The sequence below is a fragment of the Mycobacterium sp. DL genome (assembly GCF_039729195.1).
Taxonomy (GTDB): domain Bacteria; phylum Actinomycetota; class Actinomycetes; order Mycobacteriales; family Mycobacteriaceae; genus Mycobacterium; species Mycobacterium hippocampi_A.
The window spans coordinates 3,793,019-3,813,520 of record NZ_CP155796.1 but is presented as its reverse complement, the minus strand read 5'-3'; the positions used below and the strand labels follow the sequence as shown (position 1 = coordinate 3,813,520).

Annotated in this window: 22 protein-coding genes and 3 tRNA genes; 10 read left to right on the top strand and 15 right to left on the bottom strand. The window is 67.1% G+C overall.

Annotation, left to right across the window (positions count from 1 at the left end; genetic code table 11):
• Window positions 1-15: 15 nt before the first annotated feature.
• Window positions 16-969, bottom strand: a complete 954-nt coding sequence (locus ABDC78_RS18145; RefSeq protein ID WP_347133127.1) for an ABC transporter substrate-binding protein — start codon at window positions 967-969, stop codon at window positions 16-18.
• 103 nt (window positions 970-1,072) lie between these two features.
• On the opposite strand from ABDC78_RS18145, the gene ABDC78_RS18140 reads away from it, so the two are divergent.
• Window positions 1,073-1,417: a lipopolysaccharide assembly protein LapA domain-containing protein gene (locus ABDC78_RS18140; protein ID WP_178360644.1), complete on the top strand. Its 345-nt coding sequence runs from the start codon at window positions 1,073-1,075 to the stop codon at window positions 1,415-1,417.
• A gap of 6 nt (window positions 1,418-1,423) precedes the next feature.
• Here ABDC78_RS18140 and ABDC78_RS18135 read toward each other — a convergent pair whose 3' ends face one another.
• The 3 genes from ABDC78_RS18135 to ABDC78_RS18125 form a co-directional block, all read right to left on the bottom strand.
• Window positions 1,424-2,236 (bottom strand): transglutaminase family protein, encoded by an 813-nt coding sequence (locus ABDC78_RS18135; protein ID WP_178360643.1) that lies wholly within the window; start codon window positions 2,234-2,236, stop codon window positions 1,424-1,426.
• A 92-nt stretch (window positions 2,237-2,328) separates the two neighbouring features.
• Entirely contained in the window at window positions 2,329-3,348 is a 1,020-nt protein-coding gene (locus ABDC78_RS18130) for a phosphotransferase family protein (RefSeq protein WP_178360642.1), read from the bottom strand.
• A gap of 9 nt (window positions 3,349-3,357) precedes the next feature.
• Window positions 3,358-3,966, bottom strand: a complete 609-nt coding sequence (locus ABDC78_RS18125; RefSeq protein WP_178360641.1) for a histidine phosphatase family protein — start codon at window positions 3,964-3,966, stop codon at window positions 3,358-3,360.
• 18 nt (window positions 3,967-3,984) lie between these two features.
• Between ABDC78_RS18125 and ABDC78_RS18120 the strand changes: the two genes are divergently transcribed.
• Together ABDC78_RS18120 and ABDC78_RS18115 are read left to right on the top strand one after the other, a co-directional pair.
• Window positions 3,985-5,058, top strand: coding sequence for a putative zinc-binding metallopeptidase (locus tag ABDC78_RS18120; protein ID WP_178360640.1), 1,074 nt, complete (start codon window positions 3,985-3,987; stop codon window positions 5,056-5,058).
• Window positions 5,055-5,825 (top strand): SDR family oxidoreductase, encoded by a 771-nt coding sequence (locus ABDC78_RS18115; RefSeq protein ID WP_178360639.1) that lies wholly within the window; start codon window positions 5,055-5,057, stop codon window positions 5,823-5,825. The genes ABDC78_RS18120 and ABDC78_RS18115 overlap by 4 nt, the downstream gene beginning before the upstream one ends.
• Before the next feature lie 86 nt (window positions 5,826-5,911).
• Here ABDC78_RS18115 and ABDC78_RS18110 read toward each other — a convergent pair whose 3' ends face one another.
• Window positions 5,912-7,789 carry an alkyl sulfatase dimerization domain-containing protein gene (locus tag ABDC78_RS18110; protein WP_178360638.1) on the bottom strand — a complete coding sequence of 626 codons (1,878 nt, stop codon included), beginning with the start codon at window positions 7,787-7,789 and terminating at the stop codon, window positions 5,912-5,914.
• Window positions 7,790-7,837: 48 nt separating this feature from the next.
• On the opposite strand from ABDC78_RS18110, the gene ABDC78_RS18105 reads away from it, so the two are divergent.
• Complete coding sequence (locus ABDC78_RS18105; protein WP_178360637.1) at window positions 7,838-8,386, top strand: cupin domain-containing protein; 549 nt, start codon at window positions 7,838-7,840, stop codon at window positions 8,384-8,386.
• On the opposite strand, the gene ABDC78_RS18100 is transcribed toward ABDC78_RS18105, so the two are convergent.
• The 7 genes from ABDC78_RS18100 to ABDC78_RS18070 all read right to left on the bottom strand — a co-directional run bounded on the left by ABDC78_RS18100 (window position 8,387) and on the right by ABDC78_RS18070 (window position 13,766).
• On the bottom strand, window positions 8,387-10,144 hold the full coding sequence (locus tag ABDC78_RS18100) for an HNH endonuclease signature motif containing protein (RefSeq protein ID WP_256736274.1): 1,758 nt from the start codon (window positions 10,142-10,144) through the stop codon (window positions 8,387-8,389). It lies immediately after the preceding gene.
• A gap of 82 nt (window positions 10,145-10,226) precedes the next feature.
• Window positions 10,227-10,643: an MmcQ/YjbR family DNA-binding protein gene (locus tag ABDC78_RS18095; RefSeq protein WP_178360636.1), complete on the bottom strand. Its 417-nt coding sequence runs from the start codon at window positions 10,641-10,643 to the stop codon at window positions 10,227-10,229.
• Window positions 10,636-11,139 (bottom strand): metallophosphoesterase, encoded by a 504-nt coding sequence (locus tag ABDC78_RS18090; protein ID WP_178360635.1) that lies wholly within the window; start codon window positions 11,137-11,139, stop codon window positions 10,636-10,638. The genes ABDC78_RS18095 and ABDC78_RS18090 overlap by 8 nt, the downstream gene beginning before the upstream one ends.
• A gap of 37 nt (window positions 11,140-11,176) precedes the next feature.
• Window positions 11,177-12,838, bottom strand: a complete 1,662-nt coding sequence (locus tag ABDC78_RS18085) for an FAD-dependent oxidoreductase (RefSeq protein ID WP_178360634.1) — start codon at window positions 12,836-12,838, stop codon at window positions 11,177-11,179.
• A gap of 125 nt (window positions 12,839-12,963) precedes the next feature.
• Window positions 12,964-13,536, bottom strand: a complete 573-nt coding sequence (locus ABDC78_RS18080; RefSeq protein WP_178360633.1) for a DUF664 domain-containing protein — start codon at window positions 13,534-13,536, stop codon at window positions 12,964-12,966.
• A 13-nt stretch (window positions 13,537-13,549) separates the two neighbouring features.
• Window positions 13,550-13,625, bottom strand: a tRNA-Arg gene (locus tag ABDC78_RS18075).
• A gap of 52 nt (window positions 13,626-13,677) precedes the next feature.
• A tRNA-Ser gene (locus ABDC78_RS18070) sits at window positions 13,678-13,766 on the bottom strand.
• Window positions 13,767-13,849: 83 nt separating this feature from the next.
• Between ABDC78_RS18070 and hisC the strand changes: the two genes are divergently transcribed.
• From hisC to ABDC78_RS18050, 4 genes are read left to right on the top strand one after another with little or no spacing between them, the layout of a single operon-like run.
• Complete coding sequence (hisC, locus tag ABDC78_RS18065) at window positions 13,850-14,917, top strand: histidinol-phosphate transaminase (RefSeq protein WP_178360632.1); 1,068 nt, start codon at window positions 13,850-13,852, stop codon at window positions 14,915-14,917.
• Complete coding sequence (locus tag ABDC78_RS18060; RefSeq protein WP_178360631.1) at window positions 14,914-15,426, top strand: DUF4334 domain-containing protein; 513 nt, start codon at window positions 14,914-14,916, stop codon at window positions 15,424-15,426. The genes hisC and ABDC78_RS18060 overlap by 4 nt, the downstream gene beginning before the upstream one ends.
• Before the next feature lie 18 nt (window positions 15,427-15,444).
• Window positions 15,445-15,888, top strand: a complete 444-nt coding sequence (locus ABDC78_RS18055) for a hypothetical protein (RefSeq protein ID WP_178360630.1) — start codon at window positions 15,445-15,447, stop codon at window positions 15,886-15,888.
• Between the two features lie 26 nt (window positions 15,889-15,914).
• The gene (locus ABDC78_RS18050) at window positions 15,915-16,739 is read left to right on the top strand and encodes a crotonase/enoyl-CoA hydratase family protein (protein WP_178360629.1); all 825 of its coding nucleotides are present in this window, start codon (window positions 15,915-15,917) and stop codon (window positions 16,737-16,739) included.
• A gap of 12 nt (window positions 16,740-16,751) precedes the next feature.
• On the opposite strand, the gene ABDC78_RS18045 is transcribed toward ABDC78_RS18050, so the two are convergent.
• A tRNA-Ser gene (locus ABDC78_RS18045) sits at window positions 16,752-16,838 on the bottom strand.
• A 10-nt stretch (window positions 16,839-16,848) separates the two neighbouring features.
• The gene (locus ABDC78_RS18040; protein WP_178360628.1) at window positions 16,849-17,361 is read right to left on the bottom strand and encodes a MarR family transcriptional regulator; all 513 of its coding nucleotides are present in this window, start codon (window positions 17,359-17,361) and stop codon (window positions 16,849-16,851) included.
• Between the two features lie 78 nt (window positions 17,362-17,439).
• Between ABDC78_RS18040 and ABDC78_RS18035 the strand changes: the two genes are divergently transcribed.
• On the top strand, window positions 17,440-18,414 hold the full coding sequence (locus tag ABDC78_RS18035) for an NAD(P)H-quinone oxidoreductase (protein ID WP_178360627.1): 975 nt from the start codon (window positions 17,440-17,442) through the stop codon (window positions 18,412-18,414).
• Between the two features lie 15 nt (window positions 18,415-18,429).
• On the opposite strand, the gene ABDC78_RS18030 is transcribed toward ABDC78_RS18035, so the two are convergent.
• Window positions 18,430-19,626: a cysteine desulfurase-like protein gene (locus ABDC78_RS18030; protein WP_178360626.1), complete on the bottom strand. Its 1,197-nt coding sequence runs from the start codon at window positions 19,624-19,626 to the stop codon at window positions 18,430-18,432.
• Between the two features lie 356 nt (window positions 19,627-19,982).
• Between ABDC78_RS18030 and ABDC78_RS18025 the strand changes: the two genes are divergently transcribed.
• Window positions 19,983-20,498, top strand: coding sequence for a bacterial proteasome activator family protein (locus ABDC78_RS18025; protein WP_178360625.1), 516 nt, complete (start codon window positions 19,983-19,985; stop codon window positions 20,496-20,498).
• The last annotated feature ends 4 nt before the right edge of the window (window positions 20,499-20,502 follow it).

Here is a 20,502-nt window from a genome sequence, read left to right as displayed (position 1 = left end):
GCGTTTACCCTTCGTCTACTTCTGGACGGGTTGGTCGAAGCCGTTGTCCGCGATCCACTTCTCCGCTGCCTCATCGGGATCGACGCCCTGGTTGCCCTCGACCGAGGTGTTCAGCTCGATCAGACCCTCGGTGGTCAGTTTCGCGCTGACGGCGTCGAGCACTGTCTTGAGCTCGTCGGACATCTTCTGCGAGGCGACCAGCGGCACCACGTTCGCCGACAGGAACGCGTTCTCGGGATCCTCGAGGACCACCAGATTGTTCTGCTCGATCGCCGGCGACGTGCTGAAGATGTTCGCGGCGTCGACCGTCCCGCCGGTCAGCGCCTGCACCGTCGCCGGTCCGCCGCCGTCGCTGATCGCGATGAAGTTCGCCGGCGCGATGTCGATGCCGTACTTCTCCTTGAGCCCCACCAGTCCGGTCTGGCGGGTCTGGAACTCCGAGGGCGCACCGACTTTGACCTCCGCGGAGCGGGGGGCGAGGTCGGCGAGCGACGTGAGGTTCCAGCGCTGCGCGGTCTCCTCGGTCACCGCGATGGTGTCCTTGTCCTCGGCGGGCGACGGATAGAGGATCGACAGATCGCCGGGCAACGCCTTGAACAACGCCAACAGCACCTCGTCGGAGGTGGTGGCGGTGCTCTGCTCGTCGAAGTACTGCAGCAGGTTGCCGGTGTACTCCGGGATCAGGTCGATGGAGTGGTCCTGCACCGCGGGGATGTAGGTCTCCCGACTGCCGATGCCGAATTGGCGGGTGATGGTGAATCCGTTGGCCTCCAGCGCCTGGGCGTAGATCTCGGCGATGATCTTCGATTCGGTGAAGTCCGCAGAACCCACCTTGATCGACATCAGGTCACCGGAGATCTCGCCGCCACCCAGGGGATTCGAGCTGCCACATGCGGCAGTGATCAGCGCGAACACTGCCGCCAGAGCGGCGAGCAGCCGGTACCGGATGGTTCGTCGGGAGCTGTTCACGCAAACGTCCTCTCGGGCTGCAGAGTCTGCCAAAACTTGTTGTGACCCTATCGCCACCTGCGTTTCGGTTTCATTCAACGTGCGAAAGGGCAAAGATGGACCTATGACCAGCGATCCGTTCGCGACGGCTGACCCGCCGCCACCACCGCCACCGCCGCCGCAGCGGACCCCGCCGCCGCCCGAGTCGGCGGTCAAGTTCACCAAAGCCGCGGCCTTGTGGGCGTCACTCATCCTCGGTTTCCTGGTCCTGATCATCCTGCTGATCTTCATCGCCCAGAACACCGAGTCGGCGGAGTTCGCGTTCCTCGGCTGGCACTGGTCCCTGCCGCTCGGAGTCGCCATCCTGTTCGCGGCGGTGGCCGGCGGGCTGCTGACCGTGGCAGTCGGTGCGGTCCGCATCCACCAGTTGCGGCGTGCGGCCAAGAAGAACCTCAAGGCCGGGCTGTAGCGGGCGCTACCGGATCGACACCAGCTGGTCGAGCGAATCCCGCGGCAGGTCACCGTCGACCGTCGCGGTCACGGTCATGTTGTTCAGCGTGATGGCGCCCTTGTGGTTGTCCAGGAACGCGGTGTCGGCCGCATCGCGACCTGTCGCGATGCGCACCATCGACTGCCGCGGCGCCAGACACGTTGCGTCGACCACCCGCCACTGCCCCTCGACGAACGCCTCGGCCACCGCGTGGAAGTCCATCGGCTCGCATCCCGGCGCGTAGACGGCCACCAACCGGGCGGGCACGTTCACCGCGCGCAGCAGTGCGACGACGAGGTGCGCATAATCGCGGCACACGCCGGCGCCGGCCAGCACCGTGTCGGCGGCACCGTCGATCGGGTCGCTCGAACCGGGCACGTAGCTGAGCCGGGTGCCGACCCACGACGAGACCTTCTCCAGAAGCGTGGCCGAGTCGGCGAACTCGCCGAACTCTGTGGCGGCGAAGCCGTAGAACTTGTCGGCCTCGGCGTACCGACTGGGCCGCAGGTAAGTCGACATGTCGATGTCGCGCAGCGGAGCGGGGTCGGCCTCACCGACGACGGTCGCCGAGTAGCTCACCTTCAGGTTGCCGACGGGGGCCTCGAAGGTGTGGATCCGGTTGCCGTGGTCGCCCGCGATCTCCCGGATGTCAGCCAGCGGAATCTCCTTGCCGTCCAACACGAATGTCAGCGACTCGGTGACTTCGGCGCCCGGTTGCGGGGCCACCGCGATCTGGAATTCCAGGGTGGTCGGGGCGGTGATCTCCACGTCCAACTCTGCACCGACATCACGCTTCATGGCCGCTCGCCTTCTTCTCATCCTGGGGAAAATTTTCACGGCGCTTCTTCGGGCCACGCGCATCTCTACCCCCGAGGACCACGGGCGAAACGTCAGGACAGTTCGGTCAGACCCGCGGCGATCAGCGGTGCGACAGCCTCTGCAACCTTATCCGTATCGTCGGTGACTCCGCTCTCCCTGGCGCGGTAGGCGATGCCCGCCCCGATGATGGCGAGCTTGAAGTAGGCCAGCGCCATGTAGAAGTCCCAGTGATCCAGGGACTGGCCGGCGGCACGCGAATACTTCTCGGCGAGCACGTCGGCCGGCGGGATCAGTTCGGAGGCCCATGCGGCGTCGGCGTGGACGAGGTGAAACGTCGGGTGCCGGTAAACACACATCAGTGCGGCGTCGCTGAGCGGGTCGCCCAGGGTGGACATCTCCCAGTCGAGCACGGCGATCACCTTGGTCGGGTCGTCGGCGTCCAGGATGGTGTTGTCGATGCGATAGTCCCCGTGCACGATCGCGGTGCGACTCTGCGGGGGAATGGCCTGCGTCAGCTTCGTATGCAGGGTGCGGACGTCGTTGTCGCAGGGGTCGTCGTCCTGCTTGACCAGGTCCCACTGCGAACCCCACCGGCGCACCTGGCGCTCGAGGTAACCGCTCGGCTTTCCGAAGTCTCCGAGGCCGACCGCGTCGGGGTCCACCGCGTGCAGGTCGGCGAGCACCGTGATCAGTGCGTCCACGCAGGACTCGATGGTGGCCCGGTCCCCGAGCGCCGCGAGTTGCTCGGTGTAGCGCACCACGTTGCCCGGTACGTAGGCCACCATCTGGAACGGCGCGCCGAGCACGGTGTCGTCGTTGCGCATCGTGACCGCACGGGCCACCGGGACAGCAGTGTCGGCCAGCGCCGCGACCACGCGGTACTCGCGCGCCATGTCGTGCGCGGACGGGGTGAGCCCGTGCAGCGGCGGGCGGCGCAGCACCCACTGGGACGCGTCGTCGGACACCAGGAACGTCAGGTTCGACCGGCCGCCGGACACCAACTCCGCACGCAGCGCCCCGGTTCGCGGAATCCCGGTGTCGCGCAGGTGTCGATCCAGGGCGGTCAGATCGAGGCCATCGAGGTCAGTCACGGGACTTGTCTACCACCGCTGATTCCGGGGGAGGAGGTCCCATACGTGTTCGGTGCCGTTGACCGCCGCCACCCATAGACGGCCGGTGCGCGACGACAGGAGGCGCGTCACCGAGGCGTAGTCGACGTTGAACGACAGCAGCCGCTCGGTGCCCAGGATCTGGTGCAGCAGCACGTTGATCACGCCGCCGTGGCTGAAGACGGCCACGGTGTCGTCGTGGTCGGTGCCGGCGACCAGATCGTCGACGGCGGCCCTGACCCGGCCCAGGAACTCGGCTTCGTCGACGCCGCTGGGCAGCTTGCCGTTGATCAGCCGCTCCATCTCCGCCGGGTTCTCGGCGGCGATCTGTTCCACCGGGATGTAATGGGCCATGTCGCGGTCGTATTCGGCGAGTCGGTCGTCGACCTCCACGGCGATGCCCAATGCGTCTGCCAGCGGCTGAGCGGTCTCGATCGCCCGGACCTGGGGGCTACTCACCACGCGCCGAACGGGGAACCGGCTGAGTGCTTCCGGCAGTCTCGCCGCCTGCTCGATCCCTTCGGCGGACAGGCGAGGGTCAGACCCCTGCCCGGGTTCGCTCCGCAACGGCAGCGCATGTCGGACCATAAGCAATTGCACCGTGACACCATATGGCCAATGCGCGCCTTCGCCTGTCCCGTGTGCAACGCCTTCACGCCGTTCGAGGCGGACCACTGTGCAGCCTGCGGATCGGCGGTGGGGCTACATCTGCCGTCGAAGGAGATGCTCGCGCTCGACAACGGCGCCGCCCGCGTCGACGGCCAGCGGTGGATCCTGTGCACCCAACACACGACGCTGGGCTGCAACTGGCTGGTGCCCGACGAGGAGAGCGACGCCTATCAGCGCGGGCGATGCCTGTCGGACTCGTTGATCCGCCGCGAACCCGACGCGGCGGACACCCCGGCCCGGGAGAAGCTGGTGCCGACGGCCGCCGCGCTGCGCCGGTTGGTGTACCAGCTGATGGACATCGGCCTGCCCGTGGAACCCTTCTGGCGGCGCGATGGCGGCCTGGCCTTCGACCTGCTGTCCAGTTACAGCGAGGGACAGCGGGTGACGATCGGCCACGCGAACGGCGTCATCACGATCGACCTCGTCGAGTCGCTCGACGCGTACCGGGAGTCGTTGCGGGTGCGCCTCGGCGAGCCGTACCGCACCATGCTCGGCCACTTCCGCCACGAGGTGGGCCACTACTACCAGAACGTTCTTGTCGAGACCGGCCCCGGCGCCGACAGATATCTCGACGACTGCAGGAGACTCTTCGGAGACGAACGGGCCGGCTACAGCGAGGCGATCGACCGCCACTACCGGTTCGGCGCACCCGAGGACTGGCACCGCGACTTCATCTCCGAGTACGCCACCATGCACCCGTGGGAGGACTTCGCGGAGTGCTTCGCGCACTACCTGCACATCACCGACACCATCGACACAAGCCGGGAAGCGGGGATGGTGCTGCACGCCGACAAGGTCCGGTTCGCGGCCCCTCGTGACGCCGCGCCGTTGGCGTCCTACGACGAGGTGCCCGTCGAGCGACTGCTCTACGACTGGCAGTGGATCTCGCTGTTCTTCAACCGGGTGAACACCGCGATGGGCAAGAACCCGTTGTATCCCTTCACGATTCCCCCGCCCGTGGTGGCCAAGCTCGGATTCGTGCACCGGGTGGTCCGGGAGTCGGCCGTCCAGGAGCCGGCATGAGTGCCCAGATCCCCACCGCGGCAGAGCTTTTTGATCTGACCGGCAGGGTGGTACTGATCACCGGTGGCAGTCGCGGGTTGGGCCGCGAGATGGCGTTCGCGGCGGCGCGCAGCGGGGCCGATGTCATCGTGGCGAGCCGCAAGTACGACGCATGCGTGGCCACCGCCGAGGAGATCACCGCGGAGACAGGGCGGATCGCCTTTCCGTACCAGGTGCACGTAGGGCACTGGGACGAACTCGACGGGCTGGTCGACGCCTGCTACGACCGGTTCGGGCGGGTCGACGTCCTGGTCAACAACGCCGGTATGTCACCTCTTTACGGCTCGCTGACCGATGTCACCGAGAAACTGTTCGACGCGGTGATGAACCTCAACCTGAAGGGTCCCTTCCGGTTGTCGGCGCTGATCGGGGAACGGATGGTCGCCGCCGGAAGCGGAACGATCATCAACGTCAGCACTCACGGCTCACTGCGCCCGCACCCGTCGTTCCTGCCCTACGCGGCGTCCAAGGCCGGGCTGAACGCCATGACCGAGGGCCTGGCGTTGGCGTTCGGTCCGACCGTCCGGGTGAACACGTTGATGCCCGGGCCGTTCCTCACCGATGTCAGCAAGGCTTGGAACTTCGGGGAGTCGGCCACCCCATTTGCGCACAGTGCGCTTCAGCGGGCTGGCGATCCCAGCGAAATCGTCGGTGCCGCACTGTTTCTGATGTCCGACGCGTCGAGTTTCACCACGGGCTCCATCCTGCGGGCCGACGGCGGGGCGTGACTCGATCTCGGCCGTGGCCCGCGGAATAGCATTCCTGGCAGTGGCTCGGCCTTCGAGCGCAACCCGGAATGCTATTCCGCGGAAAGTCAGGGCGTGACGATGTTGAACCCGGGATCGGGCTTGTCCAGAGCCCCGACCAACGACTCGAGAACCGTGGCGTCGCCGGTGATCTCGAGGCCGGCCGAGGTGCTGTCCCCCGCCGCCAGCGTGAGCAGACGCAGCTTGCTCGCCAAGTTCAGCGTCGCCTGAGCGGTCGCCGCATCGGCGGGCACCTTGCGGTAGACCAGCACGCCGTTGCGCAGCGTGAGCCGGTAGTTGGTGGCGGCATCGAGGAACGTGATGTCGATGGCGAGGTCGAGATCCCAGGCCCGCGGACCGTTCACGCTGATCGCCAACACGTCGAACATCTGCTCGGGCGACAACTGGGACGCCATCGACGTGGACGAAGTCTGCGTCGGGGTACCGAAGTTGCCGTCGCGCAGTTCGGTGGCGCCGGCGAGGAAGAAGTTGCGCCAGGTCGCGGTCTCGGACCCGTACGCAAGCTGTTCGAGAGTGTCGGCATACAACTGCCGAGCCCCCGCGTGGTTCTCGTCGGTGAAGATCACGTGATCGAGCAGTGTTGCGGCCCAACGGAAATCGCCCTCGTCAAACGCCGACTGGGCGATCTCGACAACTCGGTCGACACCGCCGATCGCCGCCACATAACGCGGCCCGATGGCTTCGGGCGGGTGCGGCCACAACCGCGCGGGGTTGCCGTCGAACCAGCCCATGTAGCGCTGGTACACCGCTTTGACGTTGTGGCTGACCGATCCGTAATACCCGTGGGCGTGCCAGGCCCGTTCCAGCGCCGGCGGCATCACGAAGTCCTCGGCGATCTCGATACCGGTGAACCCCTGGTTGAGTTGCCGCAGCGTCTGGTCGTGCAGGTAGGAGTACAGATCCCTTTGCAGCGAAAGGAATTCGACGATCCGTTCTCTGCCCCACGTGGGCCAGTGATGCGAGGCGAACACCACGTCGGCGCGGTCGACGAAGGTGTCGATGGCCTCGGTGAGGTAGCCCGCCCAGCCGTGCGGGTCGCGCACCAGGGCGCCGCGCAGGGTCAGCAGGTTGTGCAGGTTGTGCGTGGCGTTCTCGGCCATGCACAGTGCGCGGTAGCGGGGGAAGTAGAAGTGCATCTCGGCGGGCGCCTCGGTGCCCGGCGCCATCTGGAATTCGATCTCCACACCGTCGAGAGTGTGCGTCTCGCCCGTCTCGCGGATGTCGACGGTCGGGACGATGATGGCCACCTCGCCCGTCGACGGGGTCTGTCCGAGCCCGCAGCCCACCTGCCCTTTCGCCCCGCGCTCGAGGACGGCGCCGTACATGTAGCCGGCACGACGCGCCATCGCCGTTCCCGCGTAGACGTTCTCCTGCACCGCGTGCTCGAGGAATCCTTCGGGAGCCAGCACTGCGACCTTGCCGGCGTCGACGTCGGCCTGCGTCGTCACCCCGAGCACGCCGCCGAAGTGGTCGACATGGCTGTGGGTGTAAATGACGGCGACGACCGCCCGGTCACCACGGTGTTCGCGGTAGAGCGCCAGTGCCGCGGCGGCGGTCTCGGTGGACACCAGCGGGTCGATCACGATGATCCCGGTGTCGCCCTCGACGAAGGTGATGTTCGACAGATCAAAGCCACGCACCTGGTAGATACCCTCGACGACTTCATAGAGTCCCTGCTTGGCGACCAGGGCCGACTGCCGCCACAGGCTGGGGTGCACGCTGGTCGGCGCGTCCCCGGACAGGAAGTCGTACGCGTCGTTGTCCCACACCACGCGCCCGTCAGCCGCGGTGATCACACACGGCTGCCGGGCGGCGATGAAACCTCGGTCGGCATCCTCGAAATCGCGGGTGTCGTCGAACGGCAGGGTGCTCAGGTGCTCATGGTGGGCAGCTTCGATTGTCGCTGAAGGCGGCTTGTTGTCCATGTATCCAGATTGCCACGCAGCCCCCGCCCCCGATGGTTGACTGACGATATGGATGTACGCCGAGTGGTCACCGGACACGATGCGTCCGGCAAGTCCGTGTTCGTCAGCGACGAGGCCGTCGCTCCGCGCAAACCGGTGCTGTTGCCCGGCTCCGAATTCACCCTGCTGTGGGGCGGGGACGAAACCCCACGCTTCCCCGACGACGGATCGATGCCGAACTGGCACAGCTACTTTCCGCCGATCGGTGGATTCCGGTTCTCGATGTTCACGCTGCCGCCGGGCACCGCAGAGGCCAGGACAGACAACCTCAGCACCGAAGATGCGGTGGCCGACGGGGAGCAGAAACTCCCCGGCCTGCTGGCCTACATGGAACTCGACGACCCCGGCATGCACACCACCGACACCATCGACTTCGAAGTGGTGCTGGAGGGCACTGTGGTGCTCGAACTCGACGACGGCGCCGAGGTGACGCTGCATCCGGGAGACACCGTCGTCCAGAACGGCACCAGGCACCGCTGGAAGAATCCGGGGGACACGCCGGCCCGACTGGCACTGTTCGTGTGCGGGGCCGCCCACGACAATGTCAGGCGTGCGTAGCTAGGTCGGCGGTATCGACTGCTGGAGTTCCAGCCATTCGATGTTCTGTTGACGTTCGGCGTCGATGCGGTGTTGGCGTGCTTGGGCGCGGGTGGTGTCGCGTTTGGGCATGGTCAGGCCGGCGGTGTGTTTCGGTGGCGGGGCGCCGGTGGTGGTCACGTCGGCTGTGGGCGTGCACAATTCCGGGAACAGCAGCCTGCTGCCGGGGTAGGTGGTGTAGGTGTGGCCTTCGGGGTCGGTCCATATCAGGGTCGCGTCGCTTAGCTGGCGGGAGGTCCAGCCGGGCCAGAACGTCTTCAGCAGGTGGTGTTCGCGGCATAGGCAGGCCAGATTCGACGCTGCAGTGGGCCCCCAGGGGTAGGGGACGGTGTGGTCGAGATCGGCGATGGTCGCCGGTCGGGTGCAGCCGGGGAAGCGGCAGGTCAGGTCTCGACACCGCACGAACTCTGCGAGTTTCTTCGATGGTCGGTAGTGGGATTCCGGGGGTGCCGGGCCGGGCTGGATCAGCAGAGCCACGGTGGCGCACATCGCGACCTGGGCGATGACGGGTGCGGGTAAGACTGGGCCGCCGAGGATCACCCCGGGCCGTGCCGGACAGTACTCGCCGCGGTCGGCCTGGATCGCCTCGGTCAACCCGGCCCAAGTATAGGAATACCAAGGCATGGGGAGCAGCTCCGGTAACTCACCCACTAACCCGCGGCGCTGCACGCCCAGATCCCCCATAGGCGCGGGTTCGGGCTCAGGCTCAGGCTCAGGGTCGGAGCCTGATTCGGCTGTAGCCGAACCGGATTCGGCTTCCACTGTATCCTCGTCGAGTCCATCGACGAGCTCGTCGGGCAAGTCGCCGTGGGCGCCGTCGGTGCCCGGGTCGGGCGGTGGCGGAGGGGCATCTTCATCCGGCGGCCCAGGACCGTCTTCGGGCGGAAGCTCGGGATCGTCCCCGGTGGTGGCGAGGGCGTCGGAGTGGGCGATGAGGTGAATGACGATCCCCCCTACCGGCGGGATGGCCGTGGCCTCGCAGTCGGGGCTTTCGCACAGACACGGCAGCCGGTCCCAGCCAAAGCCCACCGCTCCCAGCGCCGCAGCGCGGCGTTGATCTGCGGTGCGGGGATCGCGCTCACACACCGTGGCCGCCAACGCGTCCAGCCGCCGATCGAGAGCCACCGCATCGGTCGCCGCCAAGTCGGCATCCACCCGGGCAGAACCAGACGCGTCATCGATGTGAACATCGACGCGATGCCCGCGGCTTGCGGTCTGAGTGCGTCGCACCGCGTACCGGTCGTGCGTCAGGATCAGCGCGTCGATGGCCTTCTGGGCCTGATCGACCGACATCGCCCCTGCCGACGCGACCAATTCGGCCAGCTCGGCGTCGATGGATCGCAGCGCTGCCGCGTCTTGGACCAGGAGGGTTCGCGCGCAGATCTGGTGCACCAGCCGGTAGGCGATGCGGCCAGTCGCGAACACCGCGGCCACCTTCGGTAACCGTTCCCGCAGTACCACCGCATCGAGAAGAAGGCCGTTGGCGATCCCGCTTGTCACCGAGTGCGCGGCCCCGATCTGGGCGCAGACTGAGCCCCAATTGTCCAGGCGCCATTGCTCCCTATCGGCCGAGCCGGCGGCGGCATAAGCCTGCTCGAGCAGATCGGCCATGAACCGCAATCGGGCCGCGCACGCCGCGTTCTCCAGTTGCGCGCACGCCCGCACCCCATCACCCGGGGTACGGACCGCGGCCACGGCGGCGAGCTGACTATCGAACATTCTTTCGATTCTTGTCGCACCGGCACCCCACCACCACAACCCAGGACCAACCTGGGGATCAATCAGCGATTGGGGATAACCCCTAGCTGCCGTGTTCGGCCAACCAGCGTTCCGCGCGTCGCTTCGAGGCCTGGGCGAGCCATGCGTCCTGAATCAGTTCCCGTAGTTCACTGACACCGACCTCGCCGATCCTGCTGGCACGCACCAGCACCGACAGGTGCCCGTCGAAGTGCGCGGTGCTGAAGAACGGTGACTTCGGATCCTGCACCAGCGCGCGCTTGTCGGCCTCGGATTCCACCCAGACCACGATGACGTCCGGGTACTTCTCGCCGGTATCGGGATCGACGGCGTCCGGACGCGGCGTGCGGAAGAACACGAACGACTTGCCGCCGACCTGGTAGATCGAGTTGCCCGCCTTGGGGCCCTCGACCCGGGTCACGTGCGGCATGGACGCCGCGATCTCGTGCACGTCGGCCTCGGTGGCGGGTCGGTCACGCATCACGTTGCAACCGGTGCAGTTCGACGTCGGTCAACTCGCCGCCCGCCACCGTGGCGGTCATGTACGTGCAGTGCGGCTGACGGCGGCGGTCGGTCGGCGAACCCGGATTCAGCAGTCGCAGGCCAGATTTCGCGGTTCCATCCCACGGGATGTGGCTGTGGCCGAACACCAGCACATCGGTGTCGGGATACGCCTTCGCCATCCGTTCGTCGCGCCCGGCCGACGCACCGGTCTCGTGGGTCACGGTGAATCGCAGACCGCCCAGCACCACGTCGGCGCGTTCGGGAAGCCGGCGCCGCAGTTCGTCGCCGTCGTTGTTGCCCCAACACGCCACCAGCCGCCGGGCCTGCGCCTCCAGCGCGTCGAGCAGGGCCGGCGCCATCCAATCACCGGCGTGGATCACCACGTCCGCGGCAACCACCTCGTCCCAGACGACAGCGGGCAGATCACGCGCCCTCGTGGGGACGTGCGTGTCAGCGATCAGCAGCAGGCGCACATCCCCCACATTAGGAGGTCCGGCCGAGGTGGGACCGTCAGCGTGCGAGCGTCTGATGAATCGACCGCGCCGCGCTGGCGCCCTCGCCGACCGCGGCGGCCACCCGCTTCATCGAACCCGCGTGCACGTCACCCACCGCGAACACGCCGGGAAGCGACGTCTCGAACGGGCGCGGCCGCCGGCTCAGTGACTGCCACGTACCGCCGCTCAGTACGGCATCGGGCAGCGCCGAGTCGGTGAGGATGAATCCTTTGGCATCCAGGGCGACGCCACCACACCACTGGGTTGCAGGTCGTGCACCGATGAAGCAGAACAGGCCGCGGCACGATTGCGGCGCGAGTTCGCGTCGGGAGCTGTCAGTGATCGAGATCGCCTCGAGATAGGTGTCTCCATGGAGCGCCGTCACCTCGCTGCACAGTCGCGTCGTGATCGCCGGATGTTCGTCGATCCGGTCGGCAAGGTAACTCGACATGTCCTTGCGTAAAGTGCTGCCACGCACGATCAGGTCGACGCGAGAGCCGTTGGCGGCCAAGTGTAATGCGGCTTGCCCAGCAGAATTGGCACCGCCGACGACGGCGACCGGGTCAGCGCCGCAGGCGTCGACCTCCAGTTGTGTGGCGGCGTAGAAAATCCCCGCACCTTCGAACTCATGCCACCTCGGCAGAGGCAGGGTGCTGTAGGCCGCACCGGTGGCGATGACGATGGTGCGGGTCTTCATCACCGCACCGTCGGCCAGTTCGACTGCCAGGTGCGGACCGTCGTCGACGATCCCCACCGCAGCGGCCGGACTCAGCAGTTCGGCACCGAATTTCTGCGACTGGATCATCGCGCGGCCGGTGAGGTCGGCGCCGGAGATGCCCGAGGTGAACCCGAGGTAATTCTCGATGCGCGAACTGGCCGCGGCCTGGCCGCCGATCGTGGTCGCCTCGAGCAAGACCGTGTCGAGGCCCTCGGAGGCGGCATATACCGCACTCGCCAGACCCGCCGGCCCTCCGCCCACGATGACGACATCACACACCCGGGTGCTGGCATCGCTGCGAATCGACCCTGCCATCCCGAGGGCTTGCGAGACCGTCGCGGCTGTCGCGGCGCGCACCGTGCGGGTCGGGGTCACCAGTACCGGCAGATCCGCCGACGTGAATCCATGGGACGCCAACATCGATTCGGCGTCGTCGGTTTCGACGTCATTCCAGGTGTAGGGGATCTCGCAACGGGCCAGCCACCTGCGGATGGCCAACGTGTCGCCCGACAGCCCACTGCCGATCAGCTGCACACTCTCTGTCGCGGCCCCGCTGAGCATCATGTGCCGCCGCGCGAGCAGAGCGCGAAAGATCACATCCGACAGTTCGACTTCCCGGTCCATCAGCTCGCGGAAGCGGGCCGCGGGAACCCGCACTACCTCTCCCGCCACGATGACCCGGGCTGCGAGAACCGTCTCCTGACCGGTCAGCATGTTCAACTCGCCGAGAAAACGCCCCGGACCATCGGTGTCGATGAGCACCTCGCCGCCGGAAACCGCCGAACCGACCACCTCGACGGTGGCGCTCTCGAGATAGAAGAAGTCGTAGTACGCCTGACCCGGCTCGAACAGCAGGTCGCCCACCGCGACCGATTCTCCGGTGCCGTAGCGGCGGATCTGCTGTACCTGCTGCGCGTCCAGCGTCGGGTAGGCGTTGTTCACGCCGAGAACTTCGCTCACAGCGGCCGCCAGCCCGTCCAGTTGCATCGATCAGTGCGCGCTCTCCCTGCGATGCTAGCTGACGGTGACGTGCGTCGATCTGTATGAAGACAGGGCGAGCGGTGGAGTCGTTGGGCGAGAACGCTTTACGTCGACCCGCGCGACACCGGCCGCCAACCCGACGGCGGGTCCTCACCGACCCGGCCGTCCACGGCCTCCCGCAGCAGGTCGGCATGCCCGGTGTGTCGGCCGTACTCCTCGATCAGATCGCACAGCAGCCGGCGAAGGTTGGCGTGGTTTCCCTGCTCGTCGCTGACCGCCACGATCTGATCGAGTCCGCCGTGCGCCAACGCCGCGGCCAGTCGGGTCCGCGAACGGTGCACCGCGTCATGCCAGAAGGTATACAGCTGCTCTGGTGTGTCCGCTGCCGCCGAGGTGAACTCCCAGTCCTCGGTGTCGTCCCACAGCGCATCCCACGGCTGCCCGACTGGGTCGCCGGTGAGCTTGCGGGTGAACAGGAAGTCCTCGTTGAATGCGAGGTGCTTGAGCAGCCCGCCGAGGGTCAGCGCTGAAGCGCCTGTGCGCGCCTGCAGACCCGCCGCGTCCAGTCCGTCGGCCTTCCACAAGAACGTGGTGCGCAGCCGCTCGAGCGCACCGACGATCTGCTCGAGCTCGCTGCCCGCGAGCGGCGGTTCCCAAGGAGTGTCGCTGTCGGCCATGTGACCAACGTTATGGTGCGCCCGAAGGGATTCGAACCCCTAACCTTCTGATCCGTAGTCAGATGCTCTATCCGTTGAGCTACGGGCGCTGGGTGAAGCTATTCAGTTCTCGACGCCGGCGAGCCGACGAGCTGTCCTACGCGGAGGCGAGAGGATTTGAACCTCCGGTCCGCTTTAAGACGGACAACTCATTAGCAGTGAGTCCCATTCGGCCGCTCTGGCACGCCTCCCGACGTTTACCGCCGCTGGATGAGAGTACACAGGGGCCGCCGCGGGAGGCAAAGCAGATCCGACCGGGCCCTAAACTGTTCGGGTGTCCGTCCGCCTGCGCCCCGAACTCGCCGACATCCCCGCCTACACGCCGGGCAAGACGGTGCCGGGCGCGATCAAGATCGCGAGCAACGAGACCGTCGACGGCCCGCTGCCCAGTGTGCGGGCCGCGATCACACAGGCGATCGACGGCATCAACCGCTATCCCGACAACGGCTACGTCGAGCTCAAGGAGCGCCTGGCCAAGCATGTGAACTTCGCACCGGAGAACATCTCCGTCGGGTGCGGGTCGGTCAGCCTGTGCCAGCAACTGATCCAGATCACCTCGACCGTCGGCGACGAGGTGCTGTTCGGCTGGCGCAGTTTCGAGATCTACCCGCTGCAGGTTCGCACCGCCGGCGCCACCCCGGTGCAGGTGCCGCTGCGTGATCACACCTTCGACCTGGACGCGATGCTCGCCGCGATCACCGAGCGGACCCGGTTGATCTTCGTGTGCAACCCGAACAACCCGACCAGCACCGTCGTCGACCCCGGGGCGCTCAGCCGGTTCGTCGAGGCGGTGCCGCCGCACATCCTGGTGGTGCTCGACGAGGCCTACATCGAGTACATCCGCGACGACCTGGTGCCCGACAGCTTCGGACTTGTGCGGGCTCATGCGAATGTTGTTGTGCTGCGCACTTTTTCGAAGGCATACGGGTTGGCCGGACTGCGCATCGGCTATGCCGTCGGCGATCCGGACATCATCACCGCGCTGTCCAAGGTGTACGTGCCCTTCACCGCCACGAGCGTCTCCCAGGCTGCCGCGATCGCCTGCCTTGATGCCGCCGACGAGTTGATGGTGCGCACCGACGCCGTCGTCGCCGAACGCACCCGGGTCACCGCGGCCCTGCGCGAGGCCGGTTACGAGGTGCCGCCCTCGCAGGCCAACTTCGTGTGGCTGCCGCTCGTCGGCCGGGCCCAGCAGTTCGCCGGGGACGCCGCGAACAGCCGCATCATCGTGCGTCCGTACGGGGAGGACGGGGTGCGGGTGACCGTGGCCGCCCCCGATGAGAACGATGCCTTCCTCGAATTCGCCAGGGGCTGGATCACCGAACAGGAGACGCACCGATGACCGCAACACCACCCACCCCGCTCGGCCCGCCCGTGACACGCACCGCACGCGACACCTTCGTCGAACTCAAGGGCCGCACCGGTCAGATCACCGACTCCGAGCTCGACGAGTTCTGGGAGAAGCTGGCCCCGGCCACGATCGACTTCATGATCGGCGAGTGGAAGGGCGGCGAATTCCAGACCGGGCACAAGGCCAACGGGTTCATGAAACGGCTGAACTGGTTCGGCAAGACGTTCCACTCCGCGGCCGACGCCAAGCCGCTCGTCTGCATTGATGCCGACGGCAACAAGTTCTCCAACACCGAGGCGATGAACGGCGAGGCCAGCCTGTGGATGGAGGAGTTCCGAGGCGAGTCGGTCGCCTCGATGGTCTACGACGGTAAGCCGGTGCACGATCACTTCAAGGTCGTCGACGCCAACGCGGTGATCGGGCTGATGAACGGCAAGGGTGCGCTGGACACCTCGTCGGGCACACCCCGCCACCTGTACTTTTACCTCGAACGGAGCTAGCCGCATATCGTGGCCAGGATGAACACACGCGTACGGGTGGCGGCAGCCACCGTGGTCGGTGTGGGAATCGTTCTCGGCGTGGCCACGGGATGCCAGCAGACCACCGAAGGTGTCGTCGCGCAGACGACGGAACCGGGTCCGCCGCTCACCTCGCCGCCGACGACCGGGGACCGTACGCCGTCCATCCCGGGTCTGCCGGACATCCAGATCCCCAACATCCCGCTGCCGACCCGCAACACCGACGTCCCCGAGGTTCCCGCTCCGGCGAACGCACTCGAGATGACGTGCGAGGAGTTCAGCGCGCTCGACGAGGCCACCAGGGTGGCGGTGGTCCGGGAGATCCTCGCTCAGGAGGCCAACCCGCTGGGTCCCGACGGCGAGTTCGTCGGGCAGATCCTCGCCGACGCAGCCTGTCAGTTCCTGCCGACGGCCACCGTCAGCGAGGTCCTGATGGGCGGCTAGCAGAGCCCCGGCTAGCCTTTTGCTCCATGAGCAGCTCATACGAATCGGTGACCGTCGATATCGCCGACCGCATCGCACAGGTGACGTTGATCGGCCCCGGCAAGGGCAATGCGATGGGTCCGGCGTTCTGGGCCGAGCTTCCGGTGGTCTTCGCCGAGTTGGACGCCGACCCCGAAGTGCGGGCGATCGTCCTGACCGGGTCGGGCCGCAACTTCAGCTACGGCCTCGACCTGATCGCGATGGGTGACACGCTCTCACCGATGCTGGCCGGCGGTGCACTGGCCAAGCCGCGGGCGGACTTCCATGCGCGACTCAAGGTCATGCAGCAGTCCATCACCGCGGTCGCGGACTGCCGCACCCCGACCATCGCGTCGGTCCACGGATGGTGCATCGGCGGTGGCGTCGACCTGATCTCCGCGGTCGACATCCGTTACGCGAGCGCGGACGCGAAGTTCTCGGTACGCGAGGTCAAGCTCGCCATCGTCGCCGACGTCGGCTCGCTGGCCCGGCTGCCGCTGATGCTGTCCGACGGCCATCTGCGCGAACTGGCATTGACGGGCAAGGACATAGATTCAGCACGCGCCGAGAAGATCGGACTGGTCAACGACGTGTACCCCGACGCCGAGTCGTCGCTGGCCGCCGCGCGCGCCACCGCCGCAGAGATCGCCGCGAACCCACCGCTGGTGGTGCAGGGCATCAAGGACGTGCTCGACGAGCAGCGGACCGCAGACGTGTCGGCCAGCCTGCGCTACGTCGCGGCGTGGAACTCGGCGTTCCTACCGTCCCGGGACCTGACCGAGGGCATCACCGCGATGTTCGAGAAGCGGGCGCCCGACTTCACCGGTGAGTGAGACGGGCGACAGCGGTGGCGGAGGGATTTGAACCCCCGGTCGGTGTTAGCCGACTCTCGCTTTCAAGGCGAGTGCATTAGGCCGCTCTGCCACGCCACCGCGGGACAGTCTAAACGCGACCGATCTTGGCCGACGGCGCCCCGGACTTCAGCCCGACACTGATCCGCCGGCAGTTCTCCCCCATCGCCGACACCTGGGGCCGCGACAGCTTGTCGAGAAAGTGTGTGCGTACTGCCACGCCGTAGGTCCGCATCGCCGTTCCGAGGGCCTCCCTGCCCTCGGAGGTGATGCTGGCGACGACTCCGCGACCGTCGTCGGGACTGGCGCCCCGCGTGACGAGCCCCTGCTTCTCCAATCGGTGGATCTGGCGCGTCACCCGACTGGGCAGCGACAGCAGAGCTTCGGCGAGATCACCCATGCGGGCCGCCCCGTTGGGTGATCTGGCCAGAAGATCCAGCAGTCGTACGTCGTTGAGCGTCAGACCGTGTTCGTCGATCAGCGACCGATTCATGGTCGCGTACATTCTCAGCGCGGCGTCGAGAAAGTTCTGCCACGCGCGTTGTTCAGCGATGTCCAAGCCCGGCGTTTCGCTCGCCGTGCGCCCCCCTATGATCCCCTCCATCTGCATATGATAGGGCCGCGGTGCCGTCACCGGAGGTCGAAAGAGCGACGCGTTTCCGCAGCGTAGTAGCGTTGCGGGATGCGTGCGATCGTGGCCGAATCCCCCGACAGACTCGTCTGGCAATCCGTCCCGGACGTGGCGCCCGCCATCGGCGAGGTCCTCATCAAGGTTGCCGCCGCAGGGGTGAACCGCGCCGACCTCATGCAAGCCGCGGGGAAGTATCCACCCCCGCCCGGCGCCAGCGAGATCATCGGCCTGGAAGTGTCGGGAACCATCGAGGCTGTCGGCGAACACGTCACTCGATGGTCTGCGGGGCAACAGGTCTGCGCTTTGCTGGCAGGCGGCGGCTACGCCGAATATGTGGCCGTTCCCGCAGGTCAGGTGATGCCTCTACCCGATGGTGTCGAGCTGCCACACGCCGCCGCCCTGCCCGAGGTCGCCTGCACTGTGTGGTCGAATCTGGTGATGACCGCGGGGCTGCGCGCCTCGCAGCTTCTGCTCGTCCACGGCGGCGCCAGCGGCATCGGCACCCACGCCATCCAGGTCGCCCGCGCACTGAACTGCCGGGTCGCCGTCACCGCAGGTTCGCGCAACAAGCTCGACCTGTGTGCGGAACTGGGCGCCGAGATCACCATCGACTACCACAACGAGGACTTCGTCGACGTGGTCCGCAGCGCAGGTGGAGCCGACGTCATCCTCGACATCATGGGGGCGGCCTACCTGGACCGCAACGTCGACGCACTGGCCAACGACGGGCGGCTGGTCATCATCGGCATGCAGGGAGGAGCCAAGGCAGAGCTGAACATCGCGAAGCTGCTGGCCAAACGCGGCGGCGTCATCGCCACCGCACTGCGCGCCCGCCCGGTCGAGGGCCCGGGCGGCAAGAGCGACATCGTGGCCCGGGTGGTCGACGACGTCTGGCCGATGGTGGCCGACGGGCTGGTCCGGCCGGTGATCGGGGCTGAGTTCCCGATCGCCGAAGCCCAAGCGGCCCACGAGTTGCTGGCATCGGGTGATGTGTCAGGCAAAGTGCTTCTGCGCGTAGGCGATTAGCACTGGCAGAAGGCGTCAGCCGAGCGACGCCAACGCCCGCACCAACTGGTCGACCTCGGCGATGGTGCTGTAATGCGCCAGCCCGACGGTCACCGCGCCGCCGATGTCGTCGACGCCGATCAGGTCCAGAACGCGCGAACTGGCGTTCGCCATCGCCAGCACGCCGTTGTCCGCAAGGCGCTGCACGACGCGTTCGGCGGGTACCTTGTCGATCGCAAAACTCAGCACCGGGATCCGCACCTCGGGGCTGCCGAGGACCATCACCGTCGGCAGCGACCGCAGCGACGTCAGCAGGTAGTCGAACAGCCCGCCCAGGTACGCCTCTGAGGACTGCATCGACACCGACAGCCGCTCACGGCGGCTGCCCTGTGCCGAATCGTCCAGGTTCGCAAGGTATTCGATGCTGGCCACCACGCCCGCGAGCATCCCGAACTGATGTGACCCGATCTCCAACCGGGCCGGCCCGGTGGCCTCGGGGTCCAGCGACACCGAGCCGAAGGCGTCGATGATCGAGGGGTCGCGGAAGGCCAGCGCTCCGATCGGCGGCCCGCCCCACGCCAGGGCGTTGACCGCGATGACGTCGGCGTCGATCTCGTTGATGTCGACGAGCCGGTACGGCGCCGCGGCCGAGTGGTCGACGACGACCAGTCCGCCGACCTCGTGCACCAACTTCGTGACCTCGCCCAGCTCGGTAACCGTGCCCAAAGTCGAAGAGGCAGAGGTGATCGCGACCAATCGGGTGGGACGGGTGATCAAGCCCTCCCACTGCCAGGGCGGCAGTTCGCCGGTCTCGATGTCGACCTCGGCCCACTTCACCTTGGCGCCGTAACGGTTCGATGCGCGCAGCCACGGCGCGATGTTGGCCTCGTCGTCGAGGCGGGTCACCACCACCTCGTAGCCGAGTCCGACCCGACCGGACGCGGCGTCGGCCAGCGACGTCAGCAGCACCGCACGATCGGCGCCCAGCACCACTCCGGCCGGATCTGCGTTGACCAGATCGGCCACCGCCTGCCGGGCGGCGGCGAGCACCGCGGCGCTGCGCCTCGCGGAGGGGTGCGGACCGGACGCATCGGGCATCGAACCGCGGAATGCGGTGGACACCGCGCGGCTGACCGAATCCGGCAGCAACATGCCGTGCTGGGCGTCCATATGAACCCAGCCATCGCCCAACGACGGGTGCAATCCCCGCACCCGGGCGACGTCGTATGCCATGTCAGCCCACCTTAGTGCGTCAGTGAATTCCGCCTCACCAGCCCGAACACGGACCGATTCGACGGACGTCCGACCTTGCGTCTTGCTGCCCGCGCCCAACCGGAACGGGTCATCTGCGCAGCAATACTAGTCCAGTGCGCCGCGGGCTCGGAGTCCTACTTGTGGCGTCGTTGCTGGCAGCGGGCAGGGCAATCGTCGCACCGTGTAGCGGGGTTTGCGGACCGGGACACGACGGCCGGGATCGCTGGACAAATCGTTGTCGTGGGAGAAGATCTGAGACGACGGCACGGACCGCGCCCACCACCGGTGCGTGGCCCCGCCGCAGCCGGAAAGCGATGCTGGGGCACTCTAGGGACATGACAAGCAACACCGACGACGACAACATCGAGATCATCGCCGACGGTCCGGATGCGATGGACGTCGACCGGGGCGACGGCAAGTCGTTGACCGACCTCGTCGAACAGCCCGCAAAGGTGATGCGGATCGGCACGATGATCAAGCAGCTGCTGGAGGAAGTGCGGGCGGCTCCGCTGGACGACGCCAGCCGCGGCCGGCTGCGCGACATCCACCGCACCAGCATCAGCGAGCTGGAGGAGGGGCTGGCCCCCGAACTGCGCGACGAGCTGGAGCGGCTGACGCTGCCCTTCACCGAGGACACGGTTCCCTCCGATGCCGAGCTACGGATCGCCCAGGCGCAGCTGGTCGGGTGGCTCGAGGGGCTCTTCCACGGCATCCAGACGGCGCTGTTCGCCCAACAGATGGCGGCCCGCCAGCAGCTCGAGCAGATGCGCCAGGGTGCGTTGCCGCCGGGCGTGGCCGTGCCGGGGCAACGAAGTGGTCCGGGGCACCCCGGCACCGGTCAGTACCTGTGAGACG